Annotated in this window: 15 protein-coding genes; 9 read left to right on the top strand and 6 right to left on the bottom strand. The window is 62.4% G+C overall.

Going from position 1 to position 15608, the window contains the following annotated elements; genetic code table 11:
• Positions 1 to 7 precede the first annotated feature (7 nt).
• Complete coding sequence (locus BM173_RS03360; RefSeq protein WP_090477272.1) at positions 8 to 598, bottom strand: hypothetical protein; 591 nt, start codon at positions 596 to 598, stop codon at positions 8 to 10.
• Between the two features lie 143 nt (positions 599 to 741).
• Here BM173_RS03360 and BM173_RS03365 point away from each other — a divergent pair, with 143 nt between their 5' ends.
• From BM173_RS03365 to BM173_RS03400, 8 genes are all read left to right on the top strand, one after another.
• Positions 742 to 2286, top strand: coding sequence for a peptide chain release factor 3 (locus tag BM173_RS03365; protein WP_090477274.1), 1545 nt, complete (start codon positions 742 to 744; stop codon positions 2284 to 2286).
• 37 nt (positions 2287 to 2323) lie between these two features.
• Complete coding sequence (locus BM173_RS03370) at positions 2324 to 3193, top strand: alpha/beta fold hydrolase (RefSeq protein WP_090477276.1); 870 nt, start codon at positions 2324 to 2326, stop codon at positions 3191 to 3193.
• Positions 3193 to 3750: a pyridoxamine 5'-phosphate oxidase family protein gene (locus tag BM173_RS03375; protein WP_090477278.1), complete on the top strand. Its 558-nt coding sequence runs from the start codon at positions 3193 to 3195 to the stop codon at positions 3748 to 3750. Before BM173_RS03370 ends, BM173_RS03375 begins: the two co-directional genes overlap by 1 nt.
• A 7-nt stretch (positions 3751 to 3757) precedes the next feature.
• Positions 3758 to 4459, top strand: coding sequence for an endonuclease/exonuclease/phosphatase family protein (locus tag BM173_RS03380; RefSeq protein ID WP_090477280.1), 702 nt, complete (start codon positions 3758 to 3760; stop codon positions 4457 to 4459).
• A gap of 142 nt (positions 4460 to 4601) precedes the next feature.
• Positions 4602 to 4940 (top strand): P-II family nitrogen regulator, encoded by a 339-nt coding sequence (locus BM173_RS03385; protein ID WP_090478450.1) that lies wholly within the window; start codon positions 4602 to 4604, stop codon positions 4938 to 4940.
• 17 nt (positions 4941 to 4957) lie between these two features.
• Entirely contained in the window at positions 4958 to 6298 is a 1341-nt protein-coding gene (locus BM173_RS03390; protein WP_090478453.1) for an ammonium transporter, read from the top strand.
• A gap of 245 nt (positions 6299 to 6543) precedes the next feature.
• The gene (locus tag BM173_RS03395) at positions 6544 to 9312 is read left to right on the top strand and encodes a TonB-dependent receptor plug domain-containing protein (RefSeq protein WP_090477282.1); all 2769 of its coding nucleotides are present in this window, start codon (positions 6544 to 6546) and stop codon (positions 9310 to 9312) included.
• A gap of 68 nt (positions 9313 to 9380) precedes the next feature.
• The gene (locus BM173_RS03400; RefSeq protein ID WP_090477284.1) at positions 9381 to 9914 is read left to right on the top strand and encodes a GNAT family N-acetyltransferase; all 534 of its coding nucleotides are present in this window, start codon (positions 9381 to 9383) and stop codon (positions 9912 to 9914) included.
• On the opposite strand, the gene BM173_RS03405 is transcribed toward BM173_RS03400, so the two are convergent.
• Genes BM173_RS03405 through BM173_RS03415 form a run of 3 tightly spaced genes read right to left on the bottom strand, consistent with a single transcriptional unit; the run spans position 9911 to position 12871 of the window.
• Complete coding sequence (locus tag BM173_RS03405) at positions 9911 to 11497, bottom strand: GMC family oxidoreductase (protein WP_090477285.1); 1587 nt, start codon at positions 11495 to 11497, stop codon at positions 9911 to 9913. The two genes, BM173_RS03400 and BM173_RS03405, sit on opposite strands and share 4 nt — an antisense overlap.
• Before the next feature lie 24 nt (positions 11498 to 11521).
• Positions 11522 to 12460 (bottom strand): sterol desaturase family protein, encoded by a 939-nt coding sequence (locus BM173_RS03410; RefSeq protein ID WP_090477287.1) that lies wholly within the window; start codon positions 12458 to 12460, stop codon positions 11522 to 11524.
• A 9-nt stretch (positions 12461 to 12469) separates the two neighbouring features.
• A complete protein-coding gene (locus BM173_RS03415) occupies positions 12470 to 12871 on the bottom strand; it encodes a hypothetical protein (RefSeq protein WP_245755739.1) in 402 nt (133 codons plus the stop codon).
• 62 nt (positions 12872 to 12933) lie between these two features.
• Between BM173_RS03415 and BM173_RS03420 the strand changes: the two genes are divergently transcribed.
• Positions 12934 to 14352 carry an amidohydrolase gene (locus BM173_RS03420; protein ID WP_090477289.1) on the top strand — a complete coding sequence of 473 codons (1419 nt, stop codon included), beginning with the start codon at positions 12934 to 12936 and terminating at the stop codon, positions 14350 to 14352.
• Here BM173_RS03420 and BM173_RS03425 read toward each other — a convergent pair whose 3' ends face one another.
• Both BM173_RS03425 and BM173_RS03430 read right to left on the bottom strand, forming a co-directional pair.
• The gene (locus tag BM173_RS03425) at positions 14353 to 14793 is read right to left on the bottom strand and encodes a protein tyrosine phosphatase family protein (protein WP_090477291.1); all 441 of its coding nucleotides are present in this window, start codon (positions 14791 to 14793) and stop codon (positions 14353 to 14355) included. It abuts the gene before it with no gap.
• Complete coding sequence (locus BM173_RS03430; RefSeq protein ID WP_090478458.1) at positions 14790 to 15608, bottom strand: TerC family protein; 819 nt, start codon at positions 15606 to 15608, stop codon at positions 14790 to 14792. Before BM173_RS03430 ends, BM173_RS03425 begins: the two co-directional genes overlap by 4 nt.

A 15608-nucleotide genomic window follows, 5' to 3' on the forward strand; every position in this document is an offset into this window, starting at 1 on the left:
CCCCCGCTCAATTGCCCCAGCCGTCGCTTGTGCCAGCTCCGCTGTCACCCCAGTCGCTGCCGTAATTCTGTTCGAAATCGAGCTGCTGCTCGTATTTGGCCATATCCGACGCGGCCTTGTTCGCCTGTTCGAACTGGGCACGCATTTGCGGGTTCATTTCCATTGCTGCCTGCGCGTTCGGGTTGCCGAGCGTCATGTCGAACGGGCGGCCCTCGATCGCCGCGACCACGTGTTCACGCGCGACGACGTGCATCAGATTCATTGCGTAATTCGCCATCGGGTCCTTCGCCACGGCTTCGTCGAGCCGCTCCTTCACCCCTTCCGGGATCGCGATCTCGGTGGCGACGCGCGAGCCGGTGCCATCGGGCGTGACGGTGGTGACGAAGTGCATCATTTCGCGTCCGCCTTCGCCCAGCAGGGTCGTGACCACCGTATCGGGAGCGGGCTGGGTGACGCGGCTGCGCTTGATCTGCTTGCCGAGCACATGTGTTGGAAGGTGCGCACTCTTGATAGCATGCGTCACCTGTTCAGGCGTTTTCTCGTAATATTCGCCGGAATTCCCGCAAGACGCCAAGAAAATAGCGCCAAATATAGTCATTATGCTGCGTAATATAGACATGATGCCCCCCAATTCGTCGCCTCAACCTAAATAGCGAGTGTTTCCATTCGCTTAAGGCGACAAGCCCTGTCCAACACGCTTAGCGGTGGACGCGGGGGCGCTGTCGGTCTAGCGCGCGGCGCATGGCGCAAGCGAATTCCGATACCACTCAGTCCCGCCGCACTTTCGCGATCATCTCGCATCCCGACGCGGGTAAGACGACGCTGACCGAGAAGCTGCTGCTTACCGGCGGCGCGATCCACCTCGCCGGCGAAGTGAAGGCGCGCGGCGCCGCCCGTCGTGCGCGTTCGGACTGGATGAAGATCGAACAGCAGCGCGGCATTTCGGTGACCAGCTCTGTCATGACGTTCGAGCGCGATGGCATCACCTTCAACCTGCTCGACACGCCGGGGCACGAAGACTTCTCCGAAGACACCTATCGCACGCTGACTGCCGTCGATTCCGCCATCATGGTGATCGACGCCGCGAAGGGTATCGAGCCGCAGACGCGCAAGCTGTTCGAGGTCTGCCGGTTGCGCAGCGTGCCGATCATCACTTTCGTCAACAAGGTCGACCGCGAAGGGCGTCCGGTGTTCGAACTGCTCGACGAGATTGCCGACATGCTGGCGCTCGACGTCAGTCCGCAAGCCTATCCGGTGGGCATGGGCGGCCAGTTCGAAGGCATCCTCGATTTCGAAACCGGCGCGGTGGCGCGGCCGGAAGGTCCGTCGAAGGAATTTAAGGGCAAGCGCGACGAAAACCCGGAGTTGCCCGAGCTGTTCGCCGAGGACATCGAACTGGCGCAGATCGGCTATCCCGAATTCGATCTCGAGGCCTATCGCAATGGCGACCTCACCCCGGTCTATTTCGGGTCGGCACTCAAGAATTTCGGCGTGACAGAACTGATCGAGGCGATCGCGAAATACGCGCCGCCGCCGCGCCCCCAGCCGGCGGGTGACGAACAGATCGAGCCTACCCGTGACGAGGTCACCGGCTTCATCTTCAAGGTCCAGGCGAACATGGACCCCAACCACCGCGACCGCATCGCTTTCATGCGGCAGGTGTCCGGCACCTTCAAACGCGGCATGAAGCTGACCCCGTCGGGCCTCGGCAAGCCGATCTCGATCCATTCGCCGATCCTGTTCTTCGCACAGGACCGCGAGGTCGCGGATTTCGCCGAACCCGGCGACATCATCGGCATCCCCAACCACGGCACGCTGCGCGTGGGCGATACGCTGTCTGAAAAGAACGACATCCGCTTCACCGGCCTGCCGAATTTCGCACCGGAAATTCTGCGCCGCGTCCAGCTGAAGGACCCGACCAAGACCAAGCAGTTGCGCAAGGCGCTCGACGATCTGTCGGAAGAGGGCGTGATCCAGGTCTTCTATCCCGAACTCGGCGCCCAGCACATCGTGGGCGTGGTCGGCCAGCTCCAGCTCGAAGTGCTGATCAGCCGCCTTTCGGCCGAATACAAGGTGGAGGCGGGCCTCGAAGCGTCGCCCTTCGCGACCGCGCGGTGGCTCAAGGGCGACGAGAAGGCGCTCGATGAATTCGAGAAATACAATCGCGCCAACCTCGCTCGCGACCGCGACGGCGACCTCGTGTTCATGGCCAAGAGCCCGTGGGACGTTTCCTACCAGCAGGAAAAGAATCCCGACCTGACCTTCTCGGCCACGAAGGAGCGGTAGGCTTGCGAGCGGCGCTGCTTCGCGGCATGGGAACGCCATGACGCTTACCGGCCCGACTTCCCAAACCTTCATTTCCCAACGCCTGCGCCTCAATTACCTCGATTGGGGCAACCGCGGAAAGCCGCCTCTCGTGCTGGTTCATGGTGGGCGCGACCATGCGCGCAGCTGGGACTGGGTGGCCGAAGAATTGCGCGACGACTGGCACGTCGTGGCGATGGATCACCGCGGCCACGGCGACAGCGACTGGGTTTCGGACGGCAATTACCACGTCAACGACATGGTCTATGACCTTGCGCAGCTGGTCCATCAGCTCGGCGTCGGCCCGGTCACGATCGTCAGCCACTCGATGGGCGGCAACGTCTCGCTGCGCTACGCGGGCACATTCCCCGAAATGGTGACCAAGATCGTCGCGATCGAGGGCCTCGGTCCCAGCCCCAAGCGGCAGGCCGAGATGCGGGAGGACCCATATCCCGTGCGCTTGAAGGAATGGATCGAGAAAAAGCGCGGAGCTTCGGGACGGATGCCGCGTAAGTACGACAGCATCGAATCCGCTTTCGCGCGAATGATCGAGGAAAACAGCTACCTGACGGAAGAACAGGCGCGGCATCTCACCATCCATGGTGTGAACCGCAACGAGGACGGAACCTACAGCTGGAAATTCGATCCGCATCTCAACGTCTGGGCGGTCGAGGACATCGCCGATGAGTTCCTGCACCAGACATGGTCTGCGATCACTGCGCCCACCCTCCTGCTTTACGGGGCGGACAGCTGGGCCTCCAATCCCGAAGGCGACGGCAGGCTCGATCATTTCGACAATGCCAAGGTGATCGAGTTCGAAAATGCCGGACACTGGCTCCATCACGACCAGTTCGACCGGTTCATAAAGACGATCAGGGATTTTCTCTGATGGCGGAATTCTTCGACGCGCTGGATGACAAGCACATCGCGATGATCGGCAAGCAGCCGGTCTTCTTTGTCGCCACCGCCGCCGAAGATGCCCGCATCAATCTCAGCCCCAAGGGCTATGATGCATTTCGCGTTCTCGGGCCCGGGCGTGTCGCCTATCTGGACCTTGCCGGATCGGGCAATGAAACCCACGCCCACCTTTCGCGCGACGGGCGCATTACGCTGATGTTCTGCAATTTCGACCGGCCGGCGTTGATCCTGCGCATTTACGGCACCGGGCGCGCGGTGCTGCCTCAGGACGCGGATTGGGCGGAACTCGCAGCACATTTCGACCTGCTGCCCGGCACGCGGCAGATTTTCGACATTGCCGTCGAAAGCGTCCAGACTAGCTGCGGCTGGGGTGTACCTTTCATGGAATATCGCGACGAACGCGCGACGCTGCAGAAGGCGCACAAGCAGTCCGATCCGGAAGAATGGCTGACCAAGCAGCAGGGCCGCGACACAAGTATCGACGGCATCCCCGTGCGCACGACCGACCGCTATATCGGGGGCGAATAGCGCGCGCGTGAAGCTTACTTTCGCCAGCTACAACATTCACAAGGCGGTCGGGCTCGACCGCAAGCGCGATCCCGAGCGCATCCTTTCGGTCATCCACGAAATCGACGCCGACATAATCGCACTTCAGGAAGTCGATCGCAGGATCGGTGATCGGGCGACCACGATTCCGCGCGCCGAACTCGACGACACGCATTGGCGGCTGGTTGAAGTGGCCAAGCGCCCGCGCAGTATCGGCTGGCATGGCAATGCGATCCTCGTCAGGCGCGGGATGGATGTCCATGGCGGCGAGGCGCTCGACCTGCCGACGCTGGAGCCGCGCGGGGCCGCCTGCGGCGATCTGATGGTCGAGGGGCATATGATGCGGGTTATCGGCACGCATCTCGACCTGTCCGGCCTGCGTCGTCGCGACCAGATCCGCTCGCTGCTGGATTTCGTTGCGTCAGCCACGCAGCCGGTGCCGACGGTGATTATGGGCGATTTCAACCAGTGGGGCCGCGCGACAGGGGCCATGCGCGAATTTGCCAGCGACTGGACCGTGGTCACGCCGGGGAAAAGCTATCCGAGCCGCCAGCCGGTTGCCACGCTCGACCGGATCGTCGCGAGCCGTCACTGGGCCTGCCATTCGGCGCATGTCCACCACACCGCGCTTTCCGCAGTGGCTTCTGACCATCTTCCCGTGGTTGCGACGCTGGAGCTGATGGAAAAATAGGCAGCAGCCTAATAATTGGGCATTGCATCCTGCCCGAGCTCCTGAATTAGCCTGAAAACACTCCCGATACGCGTTTGGCACGCTTCGTGCTGCAGGTGCGAAAGCCGGTGCTTGGCCGGTGCGCAGCCAGAGGGGTGAAGGCGTGAAATACATCATCGCTGTCATCAAGCCATTCAAGCTCGACGAAGTGCGCGAAGCGCTCGGGAGCATTGGTGTGGCCGGAATGACCGTGTCCGAGGTCAAGGGCTTCGGACGCCAGAAGGGGCAGACCGAGATTTATCGCGGTGCCGAATATTCGACCAACATGCTTCCCAAGGTGAAGCTGGAAATCGCAGTGGCGGGCGATCTCGCACCGCAAGTCATCGAGACGATCCAGCAAACTGCCAGCACCGAAGCAATCGGCGACGGGAAGATCTTCGTCTTCGACCTCGCCGACGCCACCCGCATCCGCACCGGCGAAACCGGCGAAACCGCGCTGTGAGCCGCAAGGAGAGCACCATGACCATGCGCAAGATTCTTACCGGGGCCGGCGTCCTTGCCGCCTCGTTCACCACTGCCACGGCAGCTTTCGCACAGGAGGCCGCCGAAGCGGCTGCCGCCGTGCCCAACCCCGGCAACAACGCCTGGATGATGACCGCCACCGTTCTGGTGATGCTGATGATTCTTCCGGGCCTGGCCCTGTTCTATGGCGGCCTGACCCGTTCGAAGAACATGCTCTCAACCATGACGCAGATCGGCGCCACTGCCGCGCTCGCCATGCTGATCTGGGTGATGTGGGGCTACAGCCTCGCTTTCGGCGACACCACTTATGAAGGCACTCTCGGTCTCTTCATCAGCGGTGGCAGCTATTTCCTTTCCGGTACCGACGCGAGCAGCACTGCCGCGACCTTCACCGACGAGGTCATCAGCAAGTACGTCTTCATCAGCTTCCAGATGACATTCGCAGCCATCACCGCTGCCCTGATCCTGGGCGCTACGGCAGAGCGCATGAAGTTCAGCGCGGTTATGGCATTTGTGCCGATCTGGCTGACCATCGTCTACTTCCCGATCGCACACATGGTCTGGGCCGGCGGAGGTCTGCTGTTCGAAGACGGCGCGCTCGACTTCGCTGGCGGTACGGTGGTGCACATCAACGCCGGTATCTCGGGCCTTGTCCTTGCATACCTCCTCGGCAAGCGTCGTGGCTGGCCGCAGGAGCCCATGATGCCGCACAGCCTGACGCTGACCATGGTCGGCACGGGCCTGCTGTGGGTGGGCTGGTTCGGCTTCAACGCCGGTTCGGCTCTGGAAGCCGACGGTTCGGCCGGTCTTGCGATGATCAACACCTTCGTCGCCACTGCAGCCGGTGCGCTGACCTGGATGGTCATCGAGCGGGCAGCGGGCCACAAGGGCAGCGCGCTGGGCTTCTGCTCGGGCGTTATCGCAGGCCTCGTCGCCGTCACCCCGGCAGCAGGCAACAGCGGCCCGTTCGGCGCGATCCTGCTCGGCATCCTGAGCTCGGCCGTCTGCTACATCTTCGTCGCCAAGGTAAAGATGAAGTTCGGCTATGACGACAGCCTCGATGCATTCGGCATCCACGGCGTGGGCGGCATCGTCGGCGCCATCGGTACGGCAGTCGTTTACCAGCCGTTCCTCGGCGGCCCCGGAGACGGTTCGACCGCTCTCGGCGCGCAGCTCTGGATCCAGACGTTCAGCGTCCTCGTAACCATAGCCTGGGCCGGTATCGGCACCCTGATCGCCGGCCTCATCGTCAAGGCTCTGATCGGACTGCGGGTCACCGAAGACGCCGAAGTCGAAGGTCTCGATATCTCCGAACACGGAGAACGCGCCTACAACTGATCACCAACTCGGCGGGGCCGCCTCCTCTCTCCTCTCTCCTCACGGGCGGCCCCGCCCACCCATGTTCCTCCTGCGAACACAAGACTTTAACAGGCCGGTTCCCTAACGGGGCCGGCCTCTTTTTATGTTGCAAAGCTGTCACACTAATTTTCGCTTCATTCACCACCTCACGAAATACTATTGCGCAAGTTCGTTCTCAGGCGTCAGATTCAATCACTAGGCTTTGTTCTCGGGAGGAGAGAGTAATGACTAATAATCAGAACAGTGTTCTTGCGACGCGTGCAGCGCTTCTTTGTGGTGCAGCAGCGCTTGTCGCTTCCGCGCCTGCAATGGCGCAGGATTCTCAGACACGGATCGAAACCGATGCAGTCGCCGCCGAACAGGCCGATCGCGCCATCATCGTCACCGGTACCCGCCAGGCCGACCGCTCGGCTGCGGACACCGTCGCACCTGTCGATATCGTTTCCACTGCAGAACTGAACAACCAGGCCGATAGCGACATCGGCAACGTCCTGCGCGTTTCGGTGCCCTCGTTTAACGTCGGCACGCAGCCGATTTCGGACGCTGCCACGCTGGTACGCCCGGCCAACCTTCGCGGGCTCTCGCCCGATAACACGCTGGTCCTCGTCAACGGCAAGCGCCAGCACCGTGCTGCGGTTATCGCCTTCCTCGGCGGCGGGATCTCGGACGGCTCGCAGGGCCCCGACATTTCGGTCATCCCGTCGATCGCGATCAAGCAACTCGAGGTGCTGCGCGACGGCGCATCATCGCAATATGGTTCGGACGCGATCGCCGGCGTTCTCAACTTCATCCTCAAGGATAGCCCGGACGGCGGCACCGTGTCCGCCCAATGGGGCGAAACCTATGAAGGCGACGGCGACAAATACACCATCGCTGCCAATGTCGGCATCCCGGTCACGGCAGCAGGTTTCCTCAACCTGTCGGCTGAATATGGCGAATCCGATGCGACTGTCCGCTCCGTCCAGCGCGACGACGCTGCCGCGCTGATCGCCGCCGGCAATACCGCCGTTGCCGATCCGGCCCAGATCTGGGGCCAGCCGAACGTCAACGACGATATGAAGTTCTTTGCCAACTTCGGCCTCGAACTCTCGCCCGCCATCGAACTCTACGCTTTCGGCAACTACGCCGAGCGTAACGTCGACGGCGGCTTCTTCTTCCGCAACCCGACCAATCGCGGCGGCGTCTATGCCGGACCCTTCGTCGATCCTGCGACGGGCGCTCCCCTTGCCGAGGAAGATGGCGGTGTCGCTTCGGTCCTCGTGGGTGACCTATCGATCGATACGGCAGGCGATTGCCCGGCCGGTATCCCGCTTACGCAGGGCGGCCTGATTCCCGATCCCACCATCCTGGCGCAGGTTTCGGCAGACGCGAACTGCTTCTCGTTCGTCGAGCTGTTCCCGGGCGGCTTCACCCCGCGTTTCGGCGGCGATATCGAGGATTACTCGGCTGCCGTCGGTATCCGCGGCCAGCTGTTCAACGCGCTCGATTTCGACCTCAGCTATCGCCACGGTCGCAACAAATCGAGCTTTTCGATCCGCAACACCGTGAACGCTTCGCTTGGCCCGAACACGCCGACCGAATTCAACCCCGGCGGTTATTCGCAGACGGAAAATGTGGTCAACCTCGATCTCGGCTACAATCTCGCCTTGGGTGAGGGCAGCGTCTACATCGCGGCCGGTGCCGAATATCGCGACGAGGAATTCGGCATCACTGCCGGCGATCCGGCCTCCTTCGAGCTCGGCCCGCTCGCCCAGCCGAGCGCTGCCTATCCGACCGGACAGGGCTTCTCGACCAGCTCGAACGGCTTCCCCGGCTTCGCCACCAATTCGGCCGGCACAAGCAAGGAAGACAACAAGGCGGCTTACATCGATATCGAAGCCGACCTGATCGACGCCCTGACGCTGCAGGGCGCGGTTCGTTACGAAGACACCAAGAGCTTCGGCGATACCGTGACCTGGAAACTGGGCGGCCTGTTCAAACTGTCGGACGCATGGCGCCTTCGCGGTACCTATTCGACCGGTTTCCACGTCCCGACCGCAGGCCAGGCGAACGTGATCAACGTCACCACGCAGTTCTCCAACGGCGAACTGCAGGACGAAGGCACCTTCCCGCTGTTCAGCCCTGCCGGCCTGATCGCTTCGGACTACATCGCGGACACGGTCGCCAATGGCGGCCTCGGCCTCGATCGCCCGACCCTCGGGCCCGAAAAAGCCGACAGCTTCACCCTCGGTGTCGCTGGCGACATGGGCGATTTCTCGGTCACGCTCGATTACTTCAACATCAAGCTGAAGGATCGCATCTCGCGTTCCTCGACGATCGATTTCCCGGCAGCGCTCTGCTATCTCGCCAATCGTGAAGGCGTGGCAAACAATTGCACCGATACCTTCACGCCGGCTCCGGCAGAACTGCTCACGCAGCTCGACGGTGCAGGGGTGATCGACCGCAACGACTTCACCGGGTTCGAAGACCTCGTGGCCTTCACCTTCTTCAACAACGACTTCGATACCCGCACGCAGGGTCTCGACTTCGTGGCGAATGCAAGGCTCTACCCGATCGAAGGCGGCACAACGCGTGCAACGCTGGCAATCAACTACACCGAAACGGAAGTGACCGATGTTGGCGAAACCATCTCGGCTACCCGTGTCCGCCAGCTGGAGGAAAGCCTGCCCAAGTGGAAGGGGTTCCTCAACATCACCCACGAACAGGGCCGTCTCCGCGGACTCCTGCGCGCGAACTACTTCGGCAGCTATTACGAAGCCCACCTCGAGGATTCGACCCTTCCGATCGATGCATCGGCAGAGCTGACCTTCGACGCGGAGCTTGGCTATGAAGTGATCGACGGCCTCGAACTGGCAGTCGGTGCGCAGAACATGTTCGACAACTACCCGACGCTGAACCCCTATTCGGGCATCGTCGGTGCGAAGTACGGCGAACGTTCGCCCTTCGGCTTCAACGGCGGCAGCTACTACCTGCGCGCCCGCTTCCAGTGGTAAGCCACGGGTAGACACAGTGATCGAAAAGGGGCGGCCTCGATGGTCGCCCCTTTTTGCTTGAGGACCTGATGATGCTCGAAATCAGAATTGCGACCGATCAGGACGAAGACGATATCCGCCAACTCATGGACCTCGCGATCGAGCGATTGCAGGTCGGGTATCTGACGGACGAGCAGATCGAGGCATCGAAGGCCGGAATGGGCCTTGACCGCCTGCTGATCGAAGACGGGACCTATTTCTGTGTCGTCGAGGACGGCATCGTCGTAGGGTGCGGCGGATGGTCGCGCCGGGCTACGCTATACGGCGGCAATCATTCGGCGGGACGCGATCCGCGCCTCCTCGATCCTGCCAGCGAGCGCGCCCGGATCAGGGCGATGTATACCCATCCGCATCATACGAAGAAGGGTATCGGTCGCCTCATCCTGGAGACAGCCGAAGCCGCTGCTGCGAAGGAAGGCTTCGCCGAAATCGAAATGGCGGCCACCATGGCTGGCAAGCCGTTCTACGAGCGCTGCGGTTATCTGGTGGAAAGCGAATGGGAGGACACCAACGGCGCGGTGCCCGTCCCCCTTGCAACCATGGCCAAGCGGCTCGCGCGCTAGGCGCCCAGTTCCGCCTTTACGAAATCGGCACACCGTTCGCCGATCATGATGCTCGGCGCGTTGGTGTTGCCGCTGACGAGACGCGGCATGATCGATGCATCTGCGATCCACAGACCTTCGACACCGCGCGCCTTGAGCGTGGGATCGACGACATCGCTATCGTCGGGTCCCATCCGGCAGGTTCCGACCGGGTGATAAACGGTATCGGCGCGGTTGCGGATCAGCTCGTCAAGCTGGGCGTCATCGTCGAGATCGATGGGATAGCGGTCCTGCGGATCGTACTTTGCAAGGCTCGGCGAGGCGGCGATGCGATGCGAGAGGCGAACGCCTTTGCGCAGGACAGCGATGTCGCGGTCGTCGTCGAGGAAGTTCGGGTCGATCACCGGCGCATCGCTCGCCTCGCGGCTGGCGAGGCGGACCGTCCCGCGGCTTTCGGGGCGCAGCACGCAGGCATGGAGCGAAAAGCCATGGCCCTTCACATTCTCGCGGCCGTGATCTTCCAGCATTGCGGGCACGAAGTGCCATTGGATATCGGGGGCAGGGGCATCATCCATGACCTTCCAGAAGCCACCAGCCTCTGCATAGGGCGTGGTCATGATGCCGGTCCGCTTGCGGCGATGCTCGATAATGGCTTTCGCCATCCGGGCGGTGCCGGCAATGCTACTCCCGATGAATTCCTTGCTCTCGGTTTCCCAGCTGGAAACGTAGTCGATGTGATCCTGCAGGTCTGACCCGACGGCCGGCTTGTCGATCACGACATCGATGCCGTGTTCCTTCAGGTGCTCGGCCGGGCCGATCCCGGACAGCATGAGCACCTGAGGAGAATTGAAAGCGCCTGCGCAAAGGACAACGCCTCCCTTTGCGGTAACGGTGCGGCGGCGCTTGCCGGCCGAATAGGTCACGCCGGTCACGCGGCCGTCCGCGATCTCCAGCTTTTGCACCGTTACCCCGATCCTGATATCGAGGTTCTTCGATCCCCGCTTGGGTTCGACATAGGCGCGCGCGGCGGACCAGCGCTCACCATCTTTCTGGGTGACCTGGTAGAGGCCGAAGCCTTCCTGCTTTGCGCCGTTGAAATCGCCATTGCGCGGCAGCTGCAATTGCGCAGCGGCTTCGACAAAGGCGAGGCTGCCCGGGTTCGGCCATTTCTGGTCGCTCACCCACAGAGGGCCATCATCGCCATGGAATTCGTCTTCGCCGCGCACATTGTGTTCGGCCTTTTTGAAATAGGGCAGCACATCGTCATAGGACCAGCCGGTGCAGCCGAGGCTTTCCCACTGGTCGTAATCGAAGGAATTGCCGCGGATGTAGACCATCGCGTTGATGGCCGACGATCCGCCAAGGCCCCGTCCGCGCGGCTGGTATCCGATACGCCCGTTGAGCCCCTTTTGCGGAACCGTGTCATAACGATAGTTCGACGCATTGCGCAGGAAAGGCATAAAGCCCGGCGTACGCACCAGCATGCCGTTGTTGCGCGGGCCTGCCTCGAGCAGGCAGACGCGCTTGCCCGCTTCAGCCAGACGCCCCGCGACTGCACTGCCTCCGCTGCCGCCACCGACAACGACTACATCGAATTCGTCCATGATAACTCCTCTCGATTCGAGAGGTTAGGCAGCCTCGGCGTCGCCTGCAATCGGGTTTTCACTTGAAACCTGTTTTGGGGCCGCCCCCTGCCGTTCGAGCCAGGCGGCGCGGATCTGGTCGCTCGTCTCGCGGCTACCGTCATGGGTCCAGCCGGGCTCGCGCAGCAGGTAGCCGAGCTTGCTGCCCCAAGGCGCGCGCCACATATCCTGCGCTATGCCGATCCATTCATGGAAGACCGCCCACAGCAGGTTGAAACTGCCGAGCTGCTTGACGATCCCGTAGCGGATTTTCTCGTCCTTCACCTCCGGCTCGAAGGTCCCGAACATCTTGTCCCAGACGATGAACACGCCGGCATAGTTGCGGTCGAGATAGCGCGGGTTGGTGGCATGGTGGACGCGGTGATGGCTGGGCGTATTCATCACTGCCTCGAACCAGCGGGGCATCTTGTCGATCGCCTCGGTGTGGATCCAGAACTGGTAGATGAGGTTGAACCCGCCCGCGAGCGCTATCATCCCGGGGTGGAAGCCGATCAGCACCAGCGGCAGCGCGAAAGCGAAGCCGAGCGTCAGGAACCCGGTCCAGGTCTGGCGGAGCGCGGTGGACAGGTTGTAATGCTGGCTCGAATGGTGGTTCACATGGCTCGCCCAGAACCACCGCACCCGGTGGCCGAAGCGATGGACCCAGTAATATTTGAGGTCGTCGAGCACGAAGCACAGCGCAAAGGCCCACCAGCTCCATTCGATGTCGAACAGGCGGAACTGCCAGACCCACAGGAACAGCGCGAAAAACAGGCCCCCGAACAGCAGTCCGGCGACCGTGCTGCCAAGGCCGAAGGCAAGGCTGGTGAGCGTATCCTTCGGCTCATAGCTTTCCGGCCGCTTGCGCCAGGCCCAGATCATCTCGATCAGGACGAGGGCGACAAAGCCTGGAACGGCCAGTTCGGTGGGTGAAAAATCGGGCATGGCTATGCGCTACTGTATCGCCTCGATCGCCTGCATCCAAGCTGAAGGATCGGGGATCTCAAGGCGCGCCGTGCCATACCGTTTCTCTGCCGTGTCGATCAGCAGGGCATCGCCGTCGCGAGAGACAACCGCAGCGCCTGTCAGCACGCGTCCTGCAAAATGGCTCCCGTGCTGCCGGAGCAGCAGGATGCGCCCTTTAGTATCGCGCATGAGTGCGCCGGCGCCGCCCCGATCGAGCGCGATGTCCACCGGATCGAAACCGCTGACCGCTTCGTCTGCGGCCGCGCGAGCTGCTTGCTCGTCCTTTAGGCGTGGCGCTGGCCCCAGCCGCAAGGCGAAGGCCAGTCCTGCCAGCGCAAGGATGGCGACGAGCGATCCGAGAAACTGGAGGAGGGCGGGTGGGATATCCATGGCGATACCGATTGGCACGCGCTTCGCTTTGCGGCAAGCTTGTCCAAACGGAGAGATGCACAATGAAAAAACTCGCCCTGATACCGCTGGTCGCCGCCTGCCTTTCCATGCCCCTTGCTGCACAAACTGCGGACCCGGTCGCAGAGGTCGAAGCGCAGGGTGACCGCACGGCGCGCGTTTCGCAGCAAATCTGGGACTGGGCCGAGCTCGGCTATCTTGAGAACCGGTCTAGCGGGCTGCTGCAGGATGAGTTGCAGAGCGAGGGTTTCCAGGTTGAGGCCGGCATCGCAGATATTCCCACCGCTTTCCTCGCCGAATGGGGCGAAGGCGGCCCGATCATCGCGATCCTTGCAGAATATGATGCCCTGCCCGGTATCAGCCAGACCGCTGCGCCCACGCGCGAGCAATCGGAACATGGTGCGGGACATGCCTGCGGCCATAACCTGTTTGCAGGCGGTTCGCTGACTGCGGCGATTGCGGTCAAGCGCTGGCTGGAAAAGACCGGGACGCCCGGGCGCATCCGGCTCTATGGCACGCCGGCCGAAGAAGGCGGATCGGGCAAGGTTTACATGACCCGTGCCGGGCTGTTCGACGATGTCGATATCGCGCTTCACTGGCACGCGGCAGATGAAAACAGTGCAGCAGCCCGGACCAGCCTCGCCAACCGTTCTGCAAAGTTCAGGTTCCGGGGTATCTCCGCCCATGCCGCCGGCGCTCCCGAACGCGGACGCAGCGCGCTTGACGGGGTCGAGGCCATGAACATGATGGTCAACATGATGCGCGAGCACACCAGCATGGACACGCGCATCCACTACGTCATCACCGAGGGTGGATCGGCCCCCAATGTCATCCCCGATTTTGCCGAGGTATTCTATTACGTGCGGCATTCGGATGCTGCCGAAGTGCAGGCGCTGTGGACCCGCCTGGAAGCGGCGGCAAAAGGCGCTGCAATGGGCACGGGCACGGAGGTCGAGTGGGAGGTCATCCACGGCAACAACCCCTTGCTCGTCAACGAGACGCTGGCCCGCGCCATGGATCGCAAGCTGCGCAGCCTCGGCGGGATCGAGTATACTTCCGAAGAACGTGCCTGGGCCGAGGAAATCTCGAAGAGCTTCGGCGAGAATGCCGAACCGCTCGAAGAGGCCGGCAAGGTGCAGCCTTATGCAAAGACACTGGGCTATGGCTCTACCGACGTAGGCGACGTGTCCTGGGCGACCCCGACTGTCGGCGTGCGCACCGCGACCTGGGTACCCGGGACGAGCGCACACAGCTGGCAGGCTGTTGCAGCAAGCGGCCATTCGATCGGGCATAAAGGTGCCCAGCTGGCCGCCAAGGCGCTGACCCTGATGGCAGCCGAACTCTATACGAACGAGGAATTGCGCAAGGCGGCCCGCGCCGAATTCGACGCTGCGCGGGGCGAAGACTACGAATACGTCTCGTTGCTGGGGGACCGCGATCCCCCGCTCGATTATCGCGAGTAATCAGCCGCGGGCGTTGGCGTACAGCGCATCCATGGCCGGCCGAATGGGCGAGACATCGTAGCCACCGCTCAGCGCTGCGGCTGCCACTGTGTCGGGTTCCGTACCATTGGCAGCCTGTGCAAGCGACCACAGGAAGGTCGAGCGGGTACCGGACCGGCAGAAGCCCAGGACCTTGCCCTCGGCTTGGCCCAGCGCGTCGCGCAAGGCTTCGACTTGCGGTTGGCTGAAACCCGCCGAGCTGACCGGGATCGCAACATAGTCGAGGCCGGCCTCGTGTGCGGCAGCTTCGATTGCTGCGCCTTCCGGCTGTCCGGCTTCCTCGCCGTCGGGACGGTTGTTGACAATCAGCGTGACGCCTTGCTCCTTGGCTTCCCCTACCTGCGCGGGGTCGATCTGGGGGCTGGCGTAGAAGGTGTCGGTGATCCTGCGAAAATCGCTCATGCGACGTCTCCCTTGGCGAGCGCAGCGGCTTTTGCCCGGCGGCGTCGCTGTACGATATTGAGGATTTCCACGCCGACCGAGAATCCCATGGCGGCGTAGATGTAGCCCTTCGGCACATGGAAGCCGAAGCCGTCGGCGATCAGCACGAGGCCGATCATCACGAGGAAGGCGAGGGCCAGCATGACCAGCGTCGGGTTCTTCTCGATGAATTTGGCCAGCGGGTCGGCTGCAACCATCATGATGCCGACAGTGATCACGACCGCCGTGACCATGATCGGAATGTCGTCCGTCATCCCGACCGCAGTCAGGATCGAATCGACGGAGAACACCAGGTCGATGGCGACGATCTGTGCGATGACCGCGCCAAAGGTTGCGGTGGCGGCTGCGCCGACGCCAGGGGTCTTGTCGAGGAGATCGCCCGAATCGTCTTCCGGCTCCATCGAATGGTGGATTTCCTTGGTGGCCTTCCACAGGAGGAAAAGGCCGCCTGCCAGGAGGATCAGGTCGCGACCGGAAAAGGCAGTCTCGAAGCTCGCCTTATTGGTCCCCTCGACCGGAGGACCCACGATTCCCAGATCGAACAGCGGGGTTTGCAAGGTGACTAGCCAGCCGATCAGGAGCAGCATGCCGATCCGCATTATCAGCGCCAGCGCAAGCCCTATACGTCGCGCGCGCTGTTGCTGGTGTTCGGGCAGCTTGTTGGACAAGATCGCGATGAAGATGAGATTGTCGACGCCGAGAACGACTTCGAGGGCGATCAAGGTGAGCAGCGCAAGCCAGGCGGCCGGGTCGCTGAGAAGCTGCATGATTTCCAT

It is taken from the genome of Qipengyuania nanhaisediminis, from assembly GCF_900115585.1.
GTDB lineage: Bacteria > Pseudomonadota > Alphaproteobacteria > Sphingomonadales > Sphingomonadaceae > Qipengyuania > Qipengyuania nanhaisediminis.